Below are 15,912 nucleotides of genomic sequence, written 5' to 3'. Positions count from 1 at the left end.
ACCGATTACGCCAGGTCCATCTGCCGGTCTCGGGCTGCTTCCGACCGGTCTTGCTTCCGCGCTGCCAAGACGATGAGCACTCCGGGGATGATCCCGACGAAGAAGGGGGACGGCACAAGAAGAACTCCACCCAGCGCGCACCACGCCGCGATGCCCCAGCCGATTCCGGCGGGCAATGCCAACCCCCGCCCAGCGAGATGCCAGGTCAGGAAACCCAAGAGAATCAGCGGCACGGCGAAGCTTCCCGGACCGCCCCAGAAGGTGACCTTGTTCTGCAGCGACTCCACCGTCGGGACGGCGTCTGCGTCGGTAAGCGTGAGGGGCACGGCTGCCCATATTCCCAGATCCACCCAGCCGGTGATCTCATCCCAAGCGGCGAGCGCCAGCAAGATCAGGTGCCCTGTTCCCAGCATGAGCATGATCCCGCTCGCCCAGCGGAGCAACCGCGCGCTGGAGTTCATCGTGACCTTCCTTCTTCGTATAAGGCATCGTTGCGGTCTCGCCAGGCGTTTTCCCATCGCCGGGTCAGCGCCGGGTAGACGATGAAATATCGAAAAGGCTTGATGGCGGCCATATAGAGCCGCCCGAACAAACCGTTGGGCTTGACCAGGACAGCCATCCGCAGCTCATAGTCGCCATCCGCTCCTCGAACCCAGCCCAGATGCATGACGGTGTGCACGGTCTTGTTCGCCAGCTCGCGAGCGGACTCCATATCGAGCTCGTAAACCGCTTTGAGCGGCATGTTCTCGTTGTCCACTCCGCGGGGAGCATCGCGGAGGTCGGCGGGCAGGCGATCGCGGAGCGAGGCAACCCGCTCACCGACGCCGGCCGATGGTTCGTCCCAGCCGAGGAGTGCACCGAGCTTCCACCGAACGGCGAACAAGAACCGCACCGGCCAGGGCTGCTTCTCAGGTCCGCCAGCGGCTCGCATCGCCGCGAGCATCGTCGGGAAGTCATCCGGCCCAGCTCCCGGAGTGCGGTACGACCACACGTCCTCGACCGAGAAGGCCTTCGTGAACTCGTGGATCCGCCACGGTTGATCGGTGTAGGTGATCGTTGCGAGTCGCGACACGGTTCGCCTCTCCATTTATACGGCACCGTATAGTTCATTTGTACGGTACCGCATAAATGCGACTCACTCAATGGCTACGGGAGTCCGAGGGAAACTGGTCTGACCACTTGACCTCCTGACCAATTCAGCGCACAGTAGACGCATGGCGTTGCAACCTGTGGTCAAGCGGTCGGTGTCGGCGGATGTGTTCGAGCAGATAGCGACGGACGTGCTCAGTGGGGAGCTGGCGCCGGGGGCGACCCTGCCCAGCGAGCGGCAGTTGGCGGAGGCGCTGGGGGTCTCGCGGCCCGCCGTGCGGGAGGCGCTACAGCGGCTTGCGGCAGCCGGGCTGGTGTCCGTGCGCCAGGGGGACGCGACCACCGTGCTGGACTACCGGCGTGGGGCCGGGCTCGAGGTCCTGCCAAGGTTGCTGGTGCAAGCGGGGGAACTGGACCCTGCGGTGGCGCGCAGCATTGTGGAGGCACGGCTGCACAACGGACCGAAGGTGGCGGAGCTGGCCGCACGCCGGATCGGCGCGACCGGCGCCGACGAGGCCGGCGCGTTGCTCCATGCCTCCGTCGAAGCACTTGCCGCCGAACAGGATCCGATCTCGCAGCAGCGGCATGCGATGGAGTTCTGGGATCACGTCGTGGACGCGGCCGATTCCATCGTGTTCCGGCTGATGTTCAACATGTTGCGCGCCGCCTATGAACCGGCGCTCGCGGCGCTGGCCCCGATCATGTCCGCCGAGGTGGGCAACGTCGAGGCATACCGCGAACTGGCCGCCGCCATCGTGGCGGGCAGGCCGCAGAAGGCCGCCACTACCGCTCGGGCGCTGCTCGAACCGGCGACCACCGCTTTGATCGAGGTCCTCGACGGACCCTGATCACGCATCACCTAGGAACAACCATGACGAAATCCAAAGCATCCGAACCGGATACGGTCGAGGCGCAGGCGCGCGCGAAGGTGCACCGGGACGAACGGGCATTGCGCCGCGGGCTGACCCTCGGCCAAGCCTTCCGCGAATTCCTCCGGCATCCCTCGCCGTGGATGATCGCGACCACGCTGGTGGGCGCGGTGATCGGCCGGATCATCGTCGGCGACTGGCAAACGTCCGACCTGCTCGTGCCCGCGGTGATGCTGGCGGTCTTCCCGGTCTTCGAGTGGATCGTGCACGTCACCGTGTTGCACTGGCGGCCGCGGCGGCTCGGCCCGATCGCGCTCGACAGCGAGCTGGCCCGCAAACACCGCGAGCACCATGTCGATCCCCGCAACATCCCGCTGATCTTCATCCCGACGAAGACGCTCGGCGTGCTGATCGTCGTGCTGACCGCCCTGGCCGCGTTCGCCTTCCCGCGTCTCGGCCTCGGCCTGACCTTCTTGATCACCATCACGCTGCTCGGCCTCGGTTACGAGTGGACGCACTACTTGGTCCACACCGACTACAAGCCGAAAGGCTCGCTCTACCGCGCGGTCTGGCGCAACCACCGCCACCACCACTACAAGAACGAGCACTACTGGTTCACGGTCACCACCTCCGGCACCGCCGACCGACTCTTCGGCACCTACCCGGACCCGGCCACCGCCGAGACCTCCCCTACCGCCCGCAACCTGCACTCGGCCTGAGCCCCACTCGCGATCGAGGGCGGCTTTCTGCATGTCAGGACTCGGCCGAGGTTCAGCTCGTTTCGGCCCCAGCGGTCGCCGTGGTCACCTACCCGGCCCGATCCTGATCCCCAACCCGAGGCCCGGTCCGCGCGAGCTTGCGGACCGGGCTTTGTCATGTGTGCCGGACAACTCTTGACGAATTCATACCCTAGGGGGGTACGGTAGTCCCAGAAGCAAGCTGCAACCCGAAGAGGAGATCGACCATGAGCACCGCCACCACCGTGACCGTCACCGGGATGACCTGCGGCGGCTGCGCCGCCTCGGTCCGGGACGAGATCGGCCGCATCTCCGGCATCAGTTCCGTCGCCGTCGATGTCGCCAGCGGACGGGTCACCGTCGAGAGCGCGAGCCCGGTCGAGCGCGCCGAACTCTCCGCCGCCGTGGCCCGCGCGGGCTACGCGGTCGCCGACTGAGCACGGAACGGATCACTGGCGATGAACGCATCCACCAAGTTCGGCGGTTTCGCACTCGGCCTCGCGGCGGTCTTCGGGATCGCTCTCGCAACCGGCGCGGTCATCGGGCCCGATCCGGCCGAGCCCGCCGCACACGACTCGGGAACACACGACGAGCCCGCCGAACAGGGCGAGGCCCACGCAGAAGCACTACCCGGAGGAATGATGGCAACCGACCGCGGATACACCCTGCGGCTCGACACCACACAGGCCGCACCGGCACCGAACGTGCCGCTTCGCTTCCGCATCCTGGACCAGAACGGGGCGGCCGTCACTCGCTATGTGCGCAGCCACGACAAAGATCTGCATCTGATCGTCGTGCGCCGCGACATGGTCGCCTTCCAGCACGTGCACCCGGTGCTGGGTGCAGACGGAACCTGGAGCGTCCCACTCGATCTCACCCGAGCGGGCGACTACCGGGTGTTCGCCGACTTCACCCCGCAGGGTGGCGAGAACCTGACCCTTGGCGCGGATCTGCGGGTGGCGGGTAAGTACGACCCGCAACAACTCCCGGCCGCGACCACCACCGCCACGGTCGGCGATTACACCGTCACGCTGGACGGCGTCGTCGTCCCGGGCCGACCGTCGACGGTGACCCTGTCGGTGCACCGCGGCGGCAAGCCGGTCACCGACCTCCAGCCCTACCTCGGGGCCTACGGCCACTTGGTGGCACTGCGCGCCGCTGACCTCGGTTACCTGCACGTCCACCCGGAGGGCCACCCCGGCGACGGCGTGACCACCGCCGGACCGGGCATCACCTTCGCCCTTACCGCGCCGAGCGCGGGCGACTACCGCCTGTTCCTCGACTTCCAGCACCAGGGTGTGGTCCGCACCGCCGAGTTCACCTTGACCGTCGCCCAGGGCACCCCCGCCGCAAGCGCCACCCCGCGCACCGAACACACTGATCAGCAGCTGGTGCCGGGCGGCCACAGCCACTGACCCGTCGATCCACCCACCGCCCGCACAGAACGGAGCACCCACGATGACCACCGCGACACAACCACCGCCTTCCGGGCAGGTCGAGCTGGTGATCGGTGGCATGACCTGCGCGTCCTGCGCCGCTCGCATCGAAAAGAAGCTGAACAAGCTCGACGGCGTCACCGCGACGGTGAACTACGCCACCGAGAAGGCGCGCGTCGAAGTCACCGGTGACATTTCGCCGGACGACCTGATCGCCACCGTCGAGCAGGCCGGTTACACCGCGGCCCTGCCCGCCCCTCCGAAACCGGAGGAACCCGCGCCCGCCGAGGAAGACCCGGCTGCCGCGCTGCGGACCCGCTTGCTGGTGTCGTTGGTGCTGTCGGTGCCGGTGATCGCCATGGCGATGATCCCGGCGTTGCAGTTCACCAATTGGCAGTGGCTCTCGCTGACCCTCGCCGCGCCGGTCGTGGTGTGGGGCGCGCTGCCGTTCCACCGTGCCGCGTGGACCAACCTGCGCCACGCCACCGCGACCATGGACACCCTGATCTCTATGGGGACGCTTGCGGCGCTGGGCTGGTCGGTGTACGCGCTGTTCTGGGGCACCGCGGGAACTCCGGGGATGACCCACCCGTTCGAGTTCACCATCTCCCGCATCGACGGCACCGGCAGCATCTACCTGGAGGCCGCGGCCGGTGTCACCACGTTCATCCTGGCCGGGCGCTTCTTCGAGGCGCGCGCCAAGCGGCGGGCGGGCGCGGCGCTGCGTGCCCTGCTCGAATTGGGGGCCAAGGAAGTCTCGGTTCTCCGCGGCGGAACCGAGCAGCGTATCCCGGTGGAGCAGCTGACGGTCGGTGACCGGTTCGTGGTGCGGCCCGGCGAGAAGATCGCCACCGACGGCATCGTGGTGGAGGGTTCCTCGGCTGTCGACGCCTCGATGCTCACCGGCGAGTCGGTGCCGGTGGAAGTCGGTCCCGGCGAGGCCGTGGTCGGCGCGACCGTGAACGTCGGCGGCCGGATCGTCGTACGCGCTACCCGGATCGGATCCGATACCCAGCTCGCGCAGATGGCGAAGCTGGTCGAAGACGCCCAGACCGGCAAGGCCCGAGCCCAGCGCTTGGCCGATCGGATCTCCGGCATCTTCGTGCCGATCGTGATCGCGCTGTCGGTCGCGACGCTCGGATTCTGGCTCGGCACCGGCGGATCGGTGGCGGCCGCGTTCACCGCCGCGGTGGCCGTGCTGATCATCGCTTGCCCGTGCGCGCTCGGGCTGGCCACACCGACCGCTCTGATGGTCGGCACCGGACGCGGCGCACAGCTGGGCATCCTGATCAAAGGCCCCGAGGTGCTGGAATCGACTCGGCGGGTGGACACGGTGGTGCTGGACAAGACCGGCACCGTCACCTCGGGCCGGATGACCCTGCTCGAGGTCATCCCCGCCGAGGGCGAGCAGGTCTCGCGGATTCTGGAACTGGCTGGAGCGCTGGAGGATTCGTCCGAGCACCCGATTGCGCAGGCGATCGCCAAGGGCGCCCGCGAGCGGGTGGGCGAGCTGAAGCCCGTCGAAGGTTTCGCGAATGTCGAGGGACTGGGCGTGCAGGGAGTGGTGGACAGTCACGCCGTGGTGGTCGGCCGGGCCCGGCTGCTCGCCGACTGGTCCCAGCACCTGGACGACGACCTGACGGAGGCGATGCGCGCGGCCGAGTCCGAGGGCAAGACCGCTGTCGCGGTGGGCTGGGACGGCACCGCCCGCGGTGTTCTCGTAGTCGCCGACGCGGTGAAACCGACCTCCGCCGAAGCGATTTCCCAGCTGCGCGCCCTGGGCCTCACCCCGATCATGCTGACCGGCGACAACCAGGCCGCCGCGGAAGCGATCGCCGCGCAGGTGGGCATCGACGAGGTGATCGCCGACGTGCTGCCGCGAGACAAGGTGGACACCGTCAAGCGGTTGCAAGCCGAGGGCAAGGTGGTCGCCATGGTGGGCGACGGCGTGAACGACGCCGCGGCGCTGGCCCAAGCCGACCTCGGTCTGGCCATGGGCACCGGCACCGACGTGGCCATCGAAGCCAGCGATCTGACCCTGGTCCGCGGCGACCTGCGGGCAGCGGCGGACGCGATCCGCCTCTCACGCCGGACCCTCGCGACCATCAAGGGCAACCTGTTCTGGGCGTTCGCCTACAACGTGGCCGCGATCCCACTGGCCATGGCCGGCTTGCTGAACCCGATGCTCGCCGGAGCCGCGATGGCGTTCTCCTCGGTCTTCGTGGTCAGCAACAGCCTGCGGCTGCGCAGCTTCCGCTCAACGGCACGATAAACGCAAACACCGGACGGGACGGCACACGCAGTGCCGTCCCGTCCGGGTATACGCCAGGAGGTCTTCATGTCGACGTTCAGCGGCAGCACGGCGCGTGTGCTGCGGCATCCGGCGGCACGAGCGGTAGCCCGGTGCGTCGCCGTATGCGTGCTCGCCGCCGCACACCGAGCCCTACGCGCGAGTGGTGAACGTTCCGGTAATGCATGCGCATAACGCCATGGGCGAGACTACCCCCGCGCAGCCGAATCCGAAAACGGAAGAGGAACTCAGCCGCGGATCGTGGTGACCGTAACGAGCGAGGGTTGGATGAACATGCCGTACACCTCGATCGAAACCGCGCCGGTCGGAGACTCGCTGGCCCACTGGGCGTGCTCGGTGATCCCTGCTCCCAGTGTCGCTTTGGCTTGCGGCGACCAGGCGACCGCCACCTGGCTCAGCGCAGGTCCGAGGTTCAGATTCGCGATCGCGGTGGACTCGGCGTGGTCGAAGTAGACCTCGGTGCCGCCGGGGAACGGGTTCAGCGCCACCGCGGACGCGCTCGCGCCGCCGAACGCCGCGGCCGACCCTCCCGCCGTCAGCGCGACCAAGACAGACATGACCCGACGACGCATCCGAATCCCTTTCCGTGTAGCCACCCTGGCAGTCATGCCACCCTTGCCCAGCGTCCACCGTTCGGCAATTCTATGTGACGCCAATCACATGAAGGTCAATGGGCTGCCACGCTCGCGTCCGCCACGAACGCGCTCGCATGATCGGCGGCCCACTCGGCGTAGGTGCGGGCGCGACCGAGGATGCGCCGCACGTCATCGGTGACGATCGCGTTGTGTCCGGCACGCACGTAGGCCTGGCCTGCCAGCGCCCCGTCGGCGAATTCGGCGGACAGGCCGGACGCGAGCATGTACTCCCGCGCTTCGGATTCCGCGATGTCGACGACCTCCACCGAGTGCCCGGCGACATCGGCCAAGGTTTCGGCCAGGTCATGGGTAGTGCGCAGCTCCGGGCCGGTAAGGGTGTAGATCTTGCCAGCATGCTCGGTGGAAACGAGCGCTTCGACGGCGACCGCGGAGACGTCGCGGGGATCGATGACGCCCTGCGCGCCAGAACCGGTCAGGTTGGTCACGGGCTTCCCGGCACGAATGGCCCCGGCCCAGCTCAATGTGTTGGAGGCAAAGGAACTGGGGCGCAGGATGGTCCAGTCGACACCGCTCTCTCGTGCCGCCTGCTCACCGGGCAAATGCCAAGTGCCTACACGGCCGAGCACCGTCTCGCCGGTACCGATGGCCGAAAGCTTGACGATGCGGCCGATCCCCGCCTCGCGCGCCGTGGTGATCAGGGCGCGGTCGGCGTCCACATATTCCGGGCCGAGCACGCCGACGATGAACGCGGCCTCCGCGCCGTCCATGGCCGACCGCATAGATGCGAGGTCGGTGTAGTCACCCCGCACTACCTCGACGCCCGCAGGCACTTCGGCGCGACTCGGTTCCCTGGTGACGGCGCGAACCGACATGTCCCGGTCGGCAAGCTGACGGACGATTTCACTCCCGATAGTGCCCGTGGCACCGGTGATCACGATCATGGGACCACCGTGCCGCGTGTCGGCGCAGGTCTTCTAGGAAATTTCGGCACACCCGGCGGGGCGTGCACTGCCTACAGTGGATGCGGTGACCACTATGCTGCGCCCGCCGCCCGTCGTGACGGCCGACCTGGTCGAATCGTCCGAGCCCGCGCCGGAGTCGCTGCGACCGTGGCTGGCCGAACTCGGTCGGATCCCGACCGTCGTCGACCTGTCCGAACCGTTCGCGCACGTTCCGCAGACCTCGACCACGATCGTGCTGCGCGCCGAGCACAACGGTCCGCGCGACGCGCTCGTGGTCGGGCCGCAGACCAAAGCGATCTACTCGCGGGCGAACAAGCCGGCGGGCTGCGTGCGCCTGCGCCTGGCACCCGGGGCCATCCGCTCGTTGCTCGGCGTCCCGGCTGTAGACCTCACCGATCGAATCGTGCGTTTGGAGGACCTGCCCGGCCCCGCCGCCCACCTCGCCACCGAGCTGGTCGAACTCTCGCCCGACGAAGTTGTTCCCTATCTCGAGGATCAGCTGCCACGCCGTGCCGCCGACGATCCGGCCCACCGTGCCCACCGCCGCCTGCTCGCCACAGCGGTAGCCGCCATCGCCGACGACGACCCCGTTCCCGTCCCCGAGCTCGCCGCGCGACTCGCAGTGAGCGAACGCCAACTCCGTAACCTGTTCACCAGCGGAATCGGCGTCTCGCCCAAGCATTTCGCACGCATAAACCGAGTTCGCAAAGTCCTGGCCCAGGCCAGTGACACCCCCTGGGCCGACATCGCGGTCACCACCGGCTACTACGACCAATCCCACATGACGGCCGACTTCCGCAGTCTGATGGGCGTTCCACCCACCTTCTACCTCCGGGGAGAAGTACCGGCCGCTACCCCCTGCGGCGGCCCTGTTCGTTCCGGAGACGCTCCGCCCCAGTAACGGCCGGAAGATCGACAGGCTCCATATACAACCGTTCACAAGGCAGCCGAGGCAGACCCTCAGCCCCATCGGGCAGGATCTCCACCGCATCGGGGTAATGAGCACGCCGCCACTCCTGCGCGAACATCATCGCCGCTGTGCAGCACGCCGCGAACTCCAGCCGAAGCCCATGCCAGAACACACTCAGGCGCACATCCGGCTCCGACGGATTCGGGGACGAATCGCCGCTCATCACACCCGATCCCACCGTGGAGATTTCGTCATCCGGCATACGGCATCACCCTCGAGCCCGGCGATTGGGTGGAATCTGGTCTGCCCACGCCCGAATCGCATCGACCACGACTTGCCCCGATGGGCGAAAGCTATTGCGAGGCGGAACTATCCAACAGCGGATCGCGCCGACCGACGCGGTGGGAGACGGCAGCGCGATAGTCGCTCCGGCCCGCGCGATCGACACGTCCAGCCGGAATAACTCGGCGAACAGCCGCACATCATCCGGCAGATCAGGCCTGATCAGGAAGGTCCACCGCCCCGAACGCGGATGTCCGACAATAGGTCCCAGCGGACCTCCTCGACTCTGTAGGTGCGCTTTCACCGCCTGCCCCAGCCGAGTAGGCATCGGCATCGCCCACACATACCCGGCACGCACTACGATCCGGCCGCTCTCGGGCGGGTCGACCACCGCGGGCAGATCGCACTCCTGCCGATAGAACAGGCACTGCGACACCGGTGTATCCCCACAAGCTTCCATCCGTAACCCCCACGCTCACATCGCAAGTCGGTTGAAGTGCACCCGGCCCCGATGGAGAGAGCGTCACCAAGACGGGAGTGGACGGGCAGGGTTTTGAGCTCCCCTACCGGGCGCGATCCCAGCGTCGACCAGGCGCGGGGCCATTCCAACTACGTTTCCAGGACGTTTGGGACGTTTGCACGCGTTAAGGTTCGTGTCTGTTCCCTGCCATCGGCAGGTAGTACGGTGAACGAAGCGCTGCGGCAAGCGATGGCGAAAGCCGGTGTGACAGAACAGAAACTCGCCGAAAAATGTGAAGTCGATATCAAGACAGTTCATCGGTGGGTGTCGAACCCCACGCGCACACCTCATGCACGTCACCGATGGATGGTATGCAAATCCCCAGGAGCAGAGGATGCTGGGTTGTGGCCTTCAGCAGTACGATTGACACTCAAAACCGGACCTGACCGTGAAATCGTTCAAGTATTCCCTTATCGCTCGGCAGCTCCGGCGTCATTATGGCGTATGCTGATTTCCAATGCCAGACATGAACTCACTTTCTCCGGGTACACCAATTACTTCCTCTGGCTGGAACACGCGAATTTTGGAAATACCCTTAGACGTAAAGCCGCGAACGGATGCGAACTACAGAACCTGCGAGGGATCGACAATATAGAAGCAAGATTCGATACAGGCCATGTCAACCTGCGCGGGGAGTCAGCATCTGGGAGTATGGGCAGCATGGGACGACGTGACTACGAGAACGACCCGAACGCACCGCAGCCCAATAGCCTGGTACCAGCGGCATCCGTGGTGGTCGTGAATGAGGCCGGACAAATCCTGCTACAACGCAGAACCGATAACGGCATGTGGGCATTGCCGGGCGGCAAGATGGAATGGGGGAATCACTCGCCGAGTGTGGCATCCGTGAAACCAAAGAAGAGACCGGTATAGATATCCACATTACCGGTATCATCGGCACATACACGAACCCCCGCCATGTCTTCGCATACGATGGCGGGGAGGTCAGGCAAGAATTCTCGATCTGCCTCCTCGGAAAGCCGGTCGGCGGAAATCTCAGCGTCTCGGACGAGTCCCACGAAGTTGCATGGTTCACCCTCACCGAGGTCGAGTCGCTGGCGATGGTCGACAGCATCCGGCGCCGCGTAAATGATTGGCGTTCGGGAAGATATCCCGTAATCAGATAGAGCGGCGGATGCCATCGCGCTGCCCTATGTCGAATGCAGGATGAACTCGACGCTGTATTGGACGTTGCCGGGCGCGGTGGTATGCCCGTTTGTGGCGGTGAATTCGCACCGCGCGCGAAGCCGATAGGTGGCGTCGAGTTGAAGGTCTGTGACAGCAGAGTGCCACCAGTAGTCTGCGGGGACGCTGGGATGGAAGTCGCTGTAGCCGCGCTTGCCATCAACGATGGCGCCGCACGTCATTGGGCCTTGCACGAGTGCCTGCACTGACGTCGAGACTTTCAGCGACCAGAGCAGCCTGTTTCCGCCGTTAGGGTTTTGGCTGGCGTAGATCACGTCACCGGTGAAGCTGCCGTGTATTCCGTCGTAGCGGTTAGCGAGTGTCATTCGGATAGTAGTGATAGACACCGGCGGGTTCTGCTGTGGCGTTGGGCACCGAAGCGAGCATGGCCACGACGATCGCCGTGAGTACGGCAAAGACAGTGGCTACTCGATGTGCCTGCGCACGGATACTGCCCTGCATTCGTATTCCCCCTGTGGTACATCTTCGATTTCAGCGTCGACCCGGTCCCCCTCTTGCAAGGCAAGCGCATCCCCCTCCACGACGCTGGACAGATGGAACCACGCAGGTGGACCGGCCGGGCGAGTCAGCACACCGGTGCCGTTGCGGATGTTCCAGCGATATACCGTGGCTTGCTCCACTTCACTGCTCCGTCCCACGCGCCGATGATTCGACCATCCTCATGATGGCTCATGTACCGTTCGCGCGCACTCATGATCTGCTGAAAAGTCGTACCTGAAAGGTTGCTGCGACCGAGACTTGCTTCCGTCTAGAAGCCTGGCAGTCGAACCGACGAGGACAGCTAGGCCTGGGGTGGAGTACGACCGGCGGCCTTGGCTCGGCGCCTGGCCATTTCCTCCTTTTCCAGGACAAGCGCCTGCTCGAGAGTAGGTGCGGTGCCGCCGAGCCGCACGGGGACCCAGCGGGCGCCCTCGGGCATCGGGTAGTTACGCTGGGCGTCTTCCAGCAGTTCGTTCATGCGGGTGCGCATGGTGGCGGTGAGTGCGTCCGCTGGTTCGGCGGGCGGGATCGGGACGCCGATGCGGATGTGGATCGGGAAGTTGTGGCGGCCCAGTTGTTTCGGGATGTCCTTGGTCCAGATGCGGTGCGCGCCCCAGATGATCAGCGGAATGATCGGGACGTCGGCTTCGATGGACATGCGGGCCGCGCCGGACTTGAATTCCTTCAGCTCGAAACTGCGGCTGATCGTTGCCTCGGGATAGACCACGACCAGTTCGCCGTCCCGCAGTGCTGTCACCGCGCGGGCGTACGACTCCGCGCCCGCGGTGCGATCGACGCCGATCGCCTTGCAGTGCTTCATGAGGAAACCGATGATGCCGTGTTCGAGTTCGGCCTTCATCATGAATCGGACGTTGCGGCCGGACTTGCGCCCGACCAGCCCGACTTCCATGAAGTCCAGATAGGCCGTGTGGTTGACGGCGAGCACCCCGCCGCCGGAACGGGGAATGTGCTCTTGGCCTTCGATATCGATGCGCAGGCCCTGCGCCAGGAAAATGATGCGGGCCAGGCCGGTGAGAATGTCGTAAACCGGTTCCCGCGCCATCGCAACTCCCGCTACTGCTCCGCCGCGTTCTTGCGAGCGGCCTTCTCCTCCGCCTCGGCGGCGTCCATCGCGTCCGCCTCTTCCAGGGTAGGAGCGCTGCCGCCGAGCCGGGCGGGCACCCAATACGCGCCGGGCTCGTGTACGTAGTCCTGCTGCAGGTCGAGCAGCATCTCCTGCATGGTCGAGCGCAGCTCGGCGGTGAGTTCGGCGGCGGGCTCGAACGGCTGGATCGGTGCACCGACCGCGATCGAGATGGGCATGTTGGTGCGGCCGAGCCGCTTCGGGAAACCCTTGGTCCACACCCGCTGCGCACCCCAGATGACGATCGGGATGATCGGCACCTCCGCTTCGATGGCCATGCGTGCCGCGCCCGATTTGAATTCCTTGATCTCGAAGCTGCGGCTGATGGTCGCCTCCGGATACACGCCGACGAGCTCGCCGCGGCGCAGATATTCCACCGCGGCCTGGTAGGACTCGGCGCCTGCTGAACGGTCCACCGGAATGTGCTCGAGCGCCCGCATGATCGGGCCGGAGATCTTATCGTCGAAGACCTCCTTCTTGGCCATGAACCGGATGTACCGCTTCGGGGTGCGCACCGGCAGGCCCGCGTAGGTGAAGTCCATGTAGCCGGTGTGGTTTACCGCCAACACGGCGCCACCCCGCGCGGGGATATGTTCATCGCCCTTGACGGTGAACTTCAGACCTTCGAGAAAGAAGACGGTACGGGCCAGCCCGATGATCGTCCGATAGACGGGTTCCACAAGTCCGCTAGCGTAGTCGCTGATCGTCCCCTCCGGCAGTGCTCGCCGTCGCATGCGGCACCGGATCGAGGACGCCTGAGCAGCCCCAACCGCACGCCCTTAGAGAAGAGGATCGTCGAAGTGGAACGCGCCCGACCGGTACCGCGGGAATACGACCACAGCTCAGCACGCGATCGGATTCGGGCATTAGCGAACAGGGGCCGCTCGACCTCCTCGCCCCAGCGTCGGGCCGGCGTAGTCGGCTTCGCTCTACTCGCGGCGGTTCTGCTGACCGGCTGCGATTCCGTCGCCGGCATCCCGGACGAGAGCGAACCACAGGCGGCCCCGCGCACGACGCCGCCCGCCGCCGTCCCGGCGACAGCGGCGCCGAGCACCCCGTCGCTGCCGCCGGTGTCCGCCGACGCTCCCCCGGTCGGCGCGGTCGCGGAACTGCCCGCCGCGGCGACCGCGGTGCAGCGCTGGGCCGCCGATCTGACAACGCACAGCATCGCCGAGATGCAGGAGAAGTGCTGGACCATCGCGCCGAAGAACGTGGCCGACATGTACGACGACCAGCAGTCCATCCTGGCCGCCTTGGCCCAGCCGGGCACGGCGACCACGGACGCCGTCGTCTGGCAGAGCAGGACCACGACGGTCGCCGTCGACCGCGCCGAGGTCGCCACCGGCTACGCCTGTCCGCGCGTCGCCGCGGCGGACGCGGACATCACCTACAACGACGCCGACGCCAGGCACACCGTTCGCCGCTACCTGTCCCGCTTCGTCGGATCTCCGCTCGACCCGGCCGACAAGGAGGGGACCCACCCGCTGGTCTGCAAGGCGTCCCCAGCCACCTGGGACCCCACGGCCACCGGACGCCCGATCCCCGCCCCGCTGGCCGGCAACCAGGGCATGCTGACCGGGACCATCGAATTCGCCGACCAGCAGATCCGCTCGGAGCAGGTGAACACCGACTACGTCGCGGTGCTCGTCCCGGTGACCAACTCCGCGGGTGTGACGCAGACCCGCACTTTCACCCTGCGATCCGGTCCGGACGGCTACTGCATCGGCAACGTCTCGCCGTAACTACTACCCTGGTTGGCTGGTAACAGCAGGAGGAGCAGCTAGTGCAGATCACCAGCGTCGGACACGCCGGATTCCACATCCGCACCGCGGCCGGGTCGATCCTTTGCGACCCCTGGGTGAACCCTGCGTACTTCGGTTCGTGGTTCCCGTTCCCCGACAACACCCAGCTGGATTGGGATGAGCTGGGGGCATGCGACTTCCTGTATGTCTCGCATCTGCACCGCGACCATTTCGACGCGAAGACGCTGGCCGAGCACGTCAACAAGGACGCGACCGTGCTGCTGCCGGACTACCCGGTGCCGGACCTGAAGCGAGAACTGGAGCACCTGGGCTTCCACAAGTTCTTCGAGACGGAAGACTCGGTCAAGCACACGGTGACCGGCGCGGGTGGCGACCTGGACATCATGATCATCGCGCTGCGCGCGCCGGCCGACGGCCCGATCGGCGACTCCGGGCTGGTCGTCTCCGACGGCGAGACCACCTGCTTCAACATGAACGACGCCCGCCCGGTCGACATGGACGTGCTGCACGACGCGTTCGGCCACGTCGACATCCACCTGCTGCAATACTCGGGCGCGATCTGGTACCCGATGGTCTACGACATCCCGGCCCGCACCAAGTCGAACTTCGGCAAGCAGAAGCGTCAGCGCGGCATGGACCGGGCCCGCAGCTACATCGAACAGGTCGGCGCGACCTGGGTGGTGCCTTCGGCGGGTCCGCCGGTGTTCCTGGACGACGAGCTGCGCTACCTCAACGACGACCGCGGCGACGAAGGCAACATCTTCCCGGACCAGAAGGTGTTCCTGGAGCAGATGGAGATCCACGGCAACGCGGGCGGGATCCTCATGATTCCTGGCTCGGTCGCCGACGTACGCGGCGCCGAGCTGACCCTGACCCATCCGAGCGACCCCGCCGAGATCTACGACAACAAGGCCGAGTACATCGAGCGGATGGCGCAGCGCCTCGCGCCCGTGCTGGAAGCCGAGAAGGCGACCTGGGCCACCGGCGATGGCCCGCTGCTGGAACCGCTGCAGAAGCTGTTCGAGCCGATCATGGCGCAGAGCGACCTGATCTGCGACGGCATCGGGTACCCGGTCGGTCTGGTGGTCGGCGAGGAAACCGTGGTGCTGGACTTCCCCAAGCGCACGGTGCGCGAACCCATCGAGGGCGAGGGCCGCTACCGCTACGGATTCCGCATCGCGCCGGAACTGGTGCGCACGGTGCTGCGCGATCAGGAGCCGGACTGGGTGAACACCATCTTCCTGTCCACCCGCTTCCAAGCCTGGCGTATCGGCGGGTACAACGAGTTTCTTTACACCTTCTTCAAATGCCTCACCGACGAGCGGATCGCCTACGCCGACGGCTGGTTCGCCGAGGCGCACGACGATTCCGCCTCCACCGAACTCGGCGGCTGGGAAGTGCAGCGGCGCTGTCCGCACCTGAAGGCGGACCTGTCGAAGTTCGGCGTGGTGGACGGCAACACGCTCACCTGCAACCTGCACGGCTGGCAGTGGGATCTGGAGTCCGGGCGCTGCAAGACGTCCAAGGGACACGAACTGCGTACCCGCAAGCTGAGCTGAGCCCCGGACCTCCAGCCGACGTTTTCCACGTCGGCCGGAGGTGTTTGG

Annotated in this window: 16 protein-coding genes and 1 pseudogene; 9 read left to right on the top strand and 8 right to left on the bottom strand. The window is 66.3% G+C overall.

What is annotated here, in order from left to right; translation table 11 throughout:
* Positions 1-5: 5 nt before the first annotated feature.
* Both AB0M45_RS05095 and AB0M45_RS05090 read right to left on the bottom strand, forming a co-directional pair.
* Positions 6-461, bottom strand: coding sequence for a DUF6463 family protein (locus tag AB0M45_RS05095; RefSeq protein WP_364323001.1), 456 nt, complete (start codon positions 459-461; stop codon positions 6-8).
* The gene (locus tag AB0M45_RS05090) at positions 458-1,072 is read right to left on the bottom strand and encodes a DUF2867 domain-containing protein (protein WP_364322998.1); all 615 of its coding nucleotides are present in this window, start codon (positions 1,070-1,072) and stop codon (positions 458-460) included. Before AB0M45_RS05090 ends, AB0M45_RS05095 begins: the two co-directional genes overlap by 4 nt.
* A gap of 142 nt (positions 1,073-1,214) precedes the next feature.
* Between AB0M45_RS05090 and AB0M45_RS05085 the strand changes: the two genes are divergently transcribed.
* The 5 genes from AB0M45_RS05085 to AB0M45_RS05065 all read left to right on the top strand — a co-directional run bounded on the left by AB0M45_RS05085 (position 1,215) and on the right by AB0M45_RS05065 (position 6,403).
* A complete protein-coding gene (locus AB0M45_RS05085) occupies positions 1,215-1,937 on the top strand; it encodes a GntR family transcriptional regulator (protein ID WP_364322995.1) in 723 nt (240 codons plus the stop codon).
* 23 nt (positions 1,938-1,960) lie between these two features.
* Entirely contained in the window at positions 1,961-2,677 is a 717-nt protein-coding gene (locus tag AB0M45_RS05080; protein ID WP_364322992.1) for a sterol desaturase family protein, read from the top strand.
* A gap of 245 nt (positions 2,678-2,922) precedes the next feature.
* Positions 2,923-3,132, top strand: coding sequence for a heavy metal-associated domain-containing protein (locus tag AB0M45_RS05075; protein WP_364322990.1), 210 nt, complete (start codon positions 2,923-2,925; stop codon positions 3,130-3,132).
* Positions 3,133-3,153: 21 nt separating this feature from the next.
* Positions 3,154-4,110, top strand: coding sequence for a hypothetical protein (locus AB0M45_RS05070; protein WP_364322988.1), 957 nt, complete (start codon positions 3,154-3,156; stop codon positions 4,108-4,110).
* A 43-nt stretch (positions 4,111-4,153) separates the two neighbouring features.
* Positions 4,154-6,403, top strand: a complete 2,250-nt coding sequence (locus AB0M45_RS05065; RefSeq protein WP_364322985.1) for a heavy metal translocating P-type ATPase — start codon at positions 4,154-4,156, stop codon at positions 6,401-6,403.
* 266 nt (positions 6,404-6,669) lie between these two features.
* Here AB0M45_RS05065 and AB0M45_RS05060 read toward each other — a convergent pair whose 3' ends face one another.
* Both AB0M45_RS05060 and AB0M45_RS05055 read right to left on the bottom strand, forming a co-directional pair.
* On the bottom strand, positions 6,670-6,999 hold the full coding sequence (locus tag AB0M45_RS05060; protein WP_364322983.1) for a hypothetical protein: 330 nt from the start codon (positions 6,997-6,999) through the stop codon (positions 6,670-6,672).
* A 110-nt stretch (positions 7,000-7,109) separates the two neighbouring features.
* The gene (locus tag AB0M45_RS05055) at positions 7,110-7,979 is read right to left on the bottom strand and encodes an NAD(P)H-binding protein (protein ID WP_364322981.1); all 870 of its coding nucleotides are present in this window, start codon (positions 7,977-7,979) and stop codon (positions 7,110-7,112) included.
* Between the two features lie 94 nt (positions 7,980-8,073).
* Here AB0M45_RS05055 and AB0M45_RS05050 point away from each other — a divergent pair, with 94 nt between their 5' ends.
* Complete coding sequence (locus AB0M45_RS05050) at positions 8,074-8,901, top strand: helix-turn-helix domain-containing protein (RefSeq protein ID WP_364323098.1); 828 nt, start codon at positions 8,074-8,076, stop codon at positions 8,899-8,901.
* 802 nt (positions 8,902-9,703) lie between these two features.
* Positions 9,704-10,839, top strand: a pseudogene (locus AB0M45_RS05045) (NUDIX domain-containing protein).
* 24 nt (positions 10,840-10,863) lie between these two features.
* On the opposite strand, the gene AB0M45_RS05040 reads toward AB0M45_RS05045, so the two are convergent.
* From AB0M45_RS05040 to AB0M45_RS05025, 4 genes are all read right to left on the bottom strand, one after another.
* Positions 10,864-11,223, bottom strand: a complete 360-nt coding sequence (locus AB0M45_RS05040) for a hypothetical protein (protein ID WP_364322979.1) — start codon at positions 11,221-11,223, stop codon at positions 10,864-10,866.
* Between the two features lie 99 nt (positions 11,224-11,322).
* Positions 11,323-11,556: a hypothetical protein gene (locus AB0M45_RS05035; RefSeq protein ID WP_364322977.1), complete on the bottom strand. Its 234-nt coding sequence runs from the start codon at positions 11,554-11,556 to the stop codon at positions 11,323-11,325.
* A 143-nt stretch (positions 11,557-11,699) separates the two neighbouring features.
* A complete protein-coding gene (locus AB0M45_RS05030; RefSeq protein ID WP_364322975.1) occupies positions 11,700-12,461 on the bottom strand; it encodes a lysophospholipid acyltransferase family protein in 762 nt (253 codons plus the stop codon).
* A gap of 11 nt (positions 12,462-12,472) precedes the next feature.
* Positions 12,473-13,222: a lysophospholipid acyltransferase family protein gene (locus tag AB0M45_RS05025; protein ID WP_364322973.1), complete on the bottom strand. Its 750-nt coding sequence runs from the start codon at positions 13,220-13,222 to the stop codon at positions 12,473-12,475.
* 120 nt (positions 13,223-13,342) lie between these two features.
* Here AB0M45_RS05025 and AB0M45_RS05020 point away from each other — a divergent pair, with 120 nt between their 5' ends.
* Both AB0M45_RS05020 and AB0M45_RS05015 read left to right on the top strand, forming a co-directional pair.
* Positions 13,343-14,284: a hypothetical protein gene (locus AB0M45_RS05020; RefSeq protein ID WP_364322971.1), complete on the top strand. Its 942-nt coding sequence runs from the start codon at positions 13,343-13,345 to the stop codon at positions 14,282-14,284.
* Between the two features lie 41 nt (positions 14,285-14,325).
* Positions 14,326-15,864, top strand: a complete 1,539-nt coding sequence (locus tag AB0M45_RS05015; RefSeq protein WP_364322969.1) for a Rieske 2Fe-2S domain-containing protein — start codon at positions 14,326-14,328, stop codon at positions 15,862-15,864.
* Positions 15,865-15,912: the final 48 nt, after the last annotated feature.

It is taken from the genome of Nocardia sp. NPDC051787 (genome assembly GCF_040681325.1).
In the GTDB taxonomy this organism is placed as follows: domain Bacteria; phylum Actinomycetota; class Actinomycetes; order Mycobacteriales; family Mycobacteriaceae; genus Nocardia.
This window is presented reverse-complemented; position numbering and strand designations above follow the sequence as displayed.

Bases quoted from the DNA above. Each gene is read 5' to 3' on its own strand.
- AB0M45_RS05050 (WP_364323098.1), top strand. From the start codon at position 8,074: ATGCTGCGCCCGCCGCCCGTCGTGACGGCCGACCTGGTCGAATCGTCC.
- AB0M45_RS05060 (WP_364322983.1), bottom strand. From the start codon at position 6,999: ATGTCTGTCTTGGTCGCGCTGACGGCGGGAGGGTCGGCCGCGGCGTTC.
- AB0M45_RS05095 (WP_364323001.1), bottom strand. From the start codon at position 461: ATGAACTCCAGCGCGCGGTTGCTCCGCTGGGCGAGCGGGATCATGCTC.
- AB0M45_RS05075 (WP_364322990.1), top strand. From the start codon at position 2,923: ATGAGCACCGCCACCACCGTGACCGTCACCGGGATGACCTGCGGCGGC.
- AB0M45_RS05040 (WP_364322979.1), bottom strand. From the start codon at position 11,223: ATGACACTCGCTAACCGCTACGACGGAATACACGGCAGCTTCACCGGT.
- AB0M45_RS05080 (WP_364322992.1), top strand. From the start codon at position 1,961: ATGACGAAATCCAAAGCATCCGAACCGGATACGGTCGAGGCGCAGGCG.
- AB0M45_RS05055 (WP_364322981.1), bottom strand. From the start codon at position 7,979: ATGATCGTGATCACCGGTGCCACGGGCACTATCGGGAGTGAAATCGTC.
- AB0M45_RS05030 (WP_364322975.1), bottom strand. From the start codon at position 12,461: ATGGCGCGGGAACCGGTTTACGACATTCTCACCGGCCTGGCCCGCATC.
- AB0M45_RS05065 (WP_364322985.1), top strand. From the start codon at position 4,154: ATGACCACCGCGACACAACCACCGCCTTCCGGGCAGGTCGAGCTGGTG.
- AB0M45_RS05070 (WP_364322988.1), top strand. From the start codon at position 3,154: ATGAACGCATCCACCAAGTTCGGCGGTTTCGCACTCGGCCTCGCGGCG.
- AB0M45_RS05085 (WP_364322995.1), top strand. From the start codon at position 1,215: ATGGCGTTGCAACCTGTGGTCAAGCGGTCGGTGTCGGCGGATGTGTTC.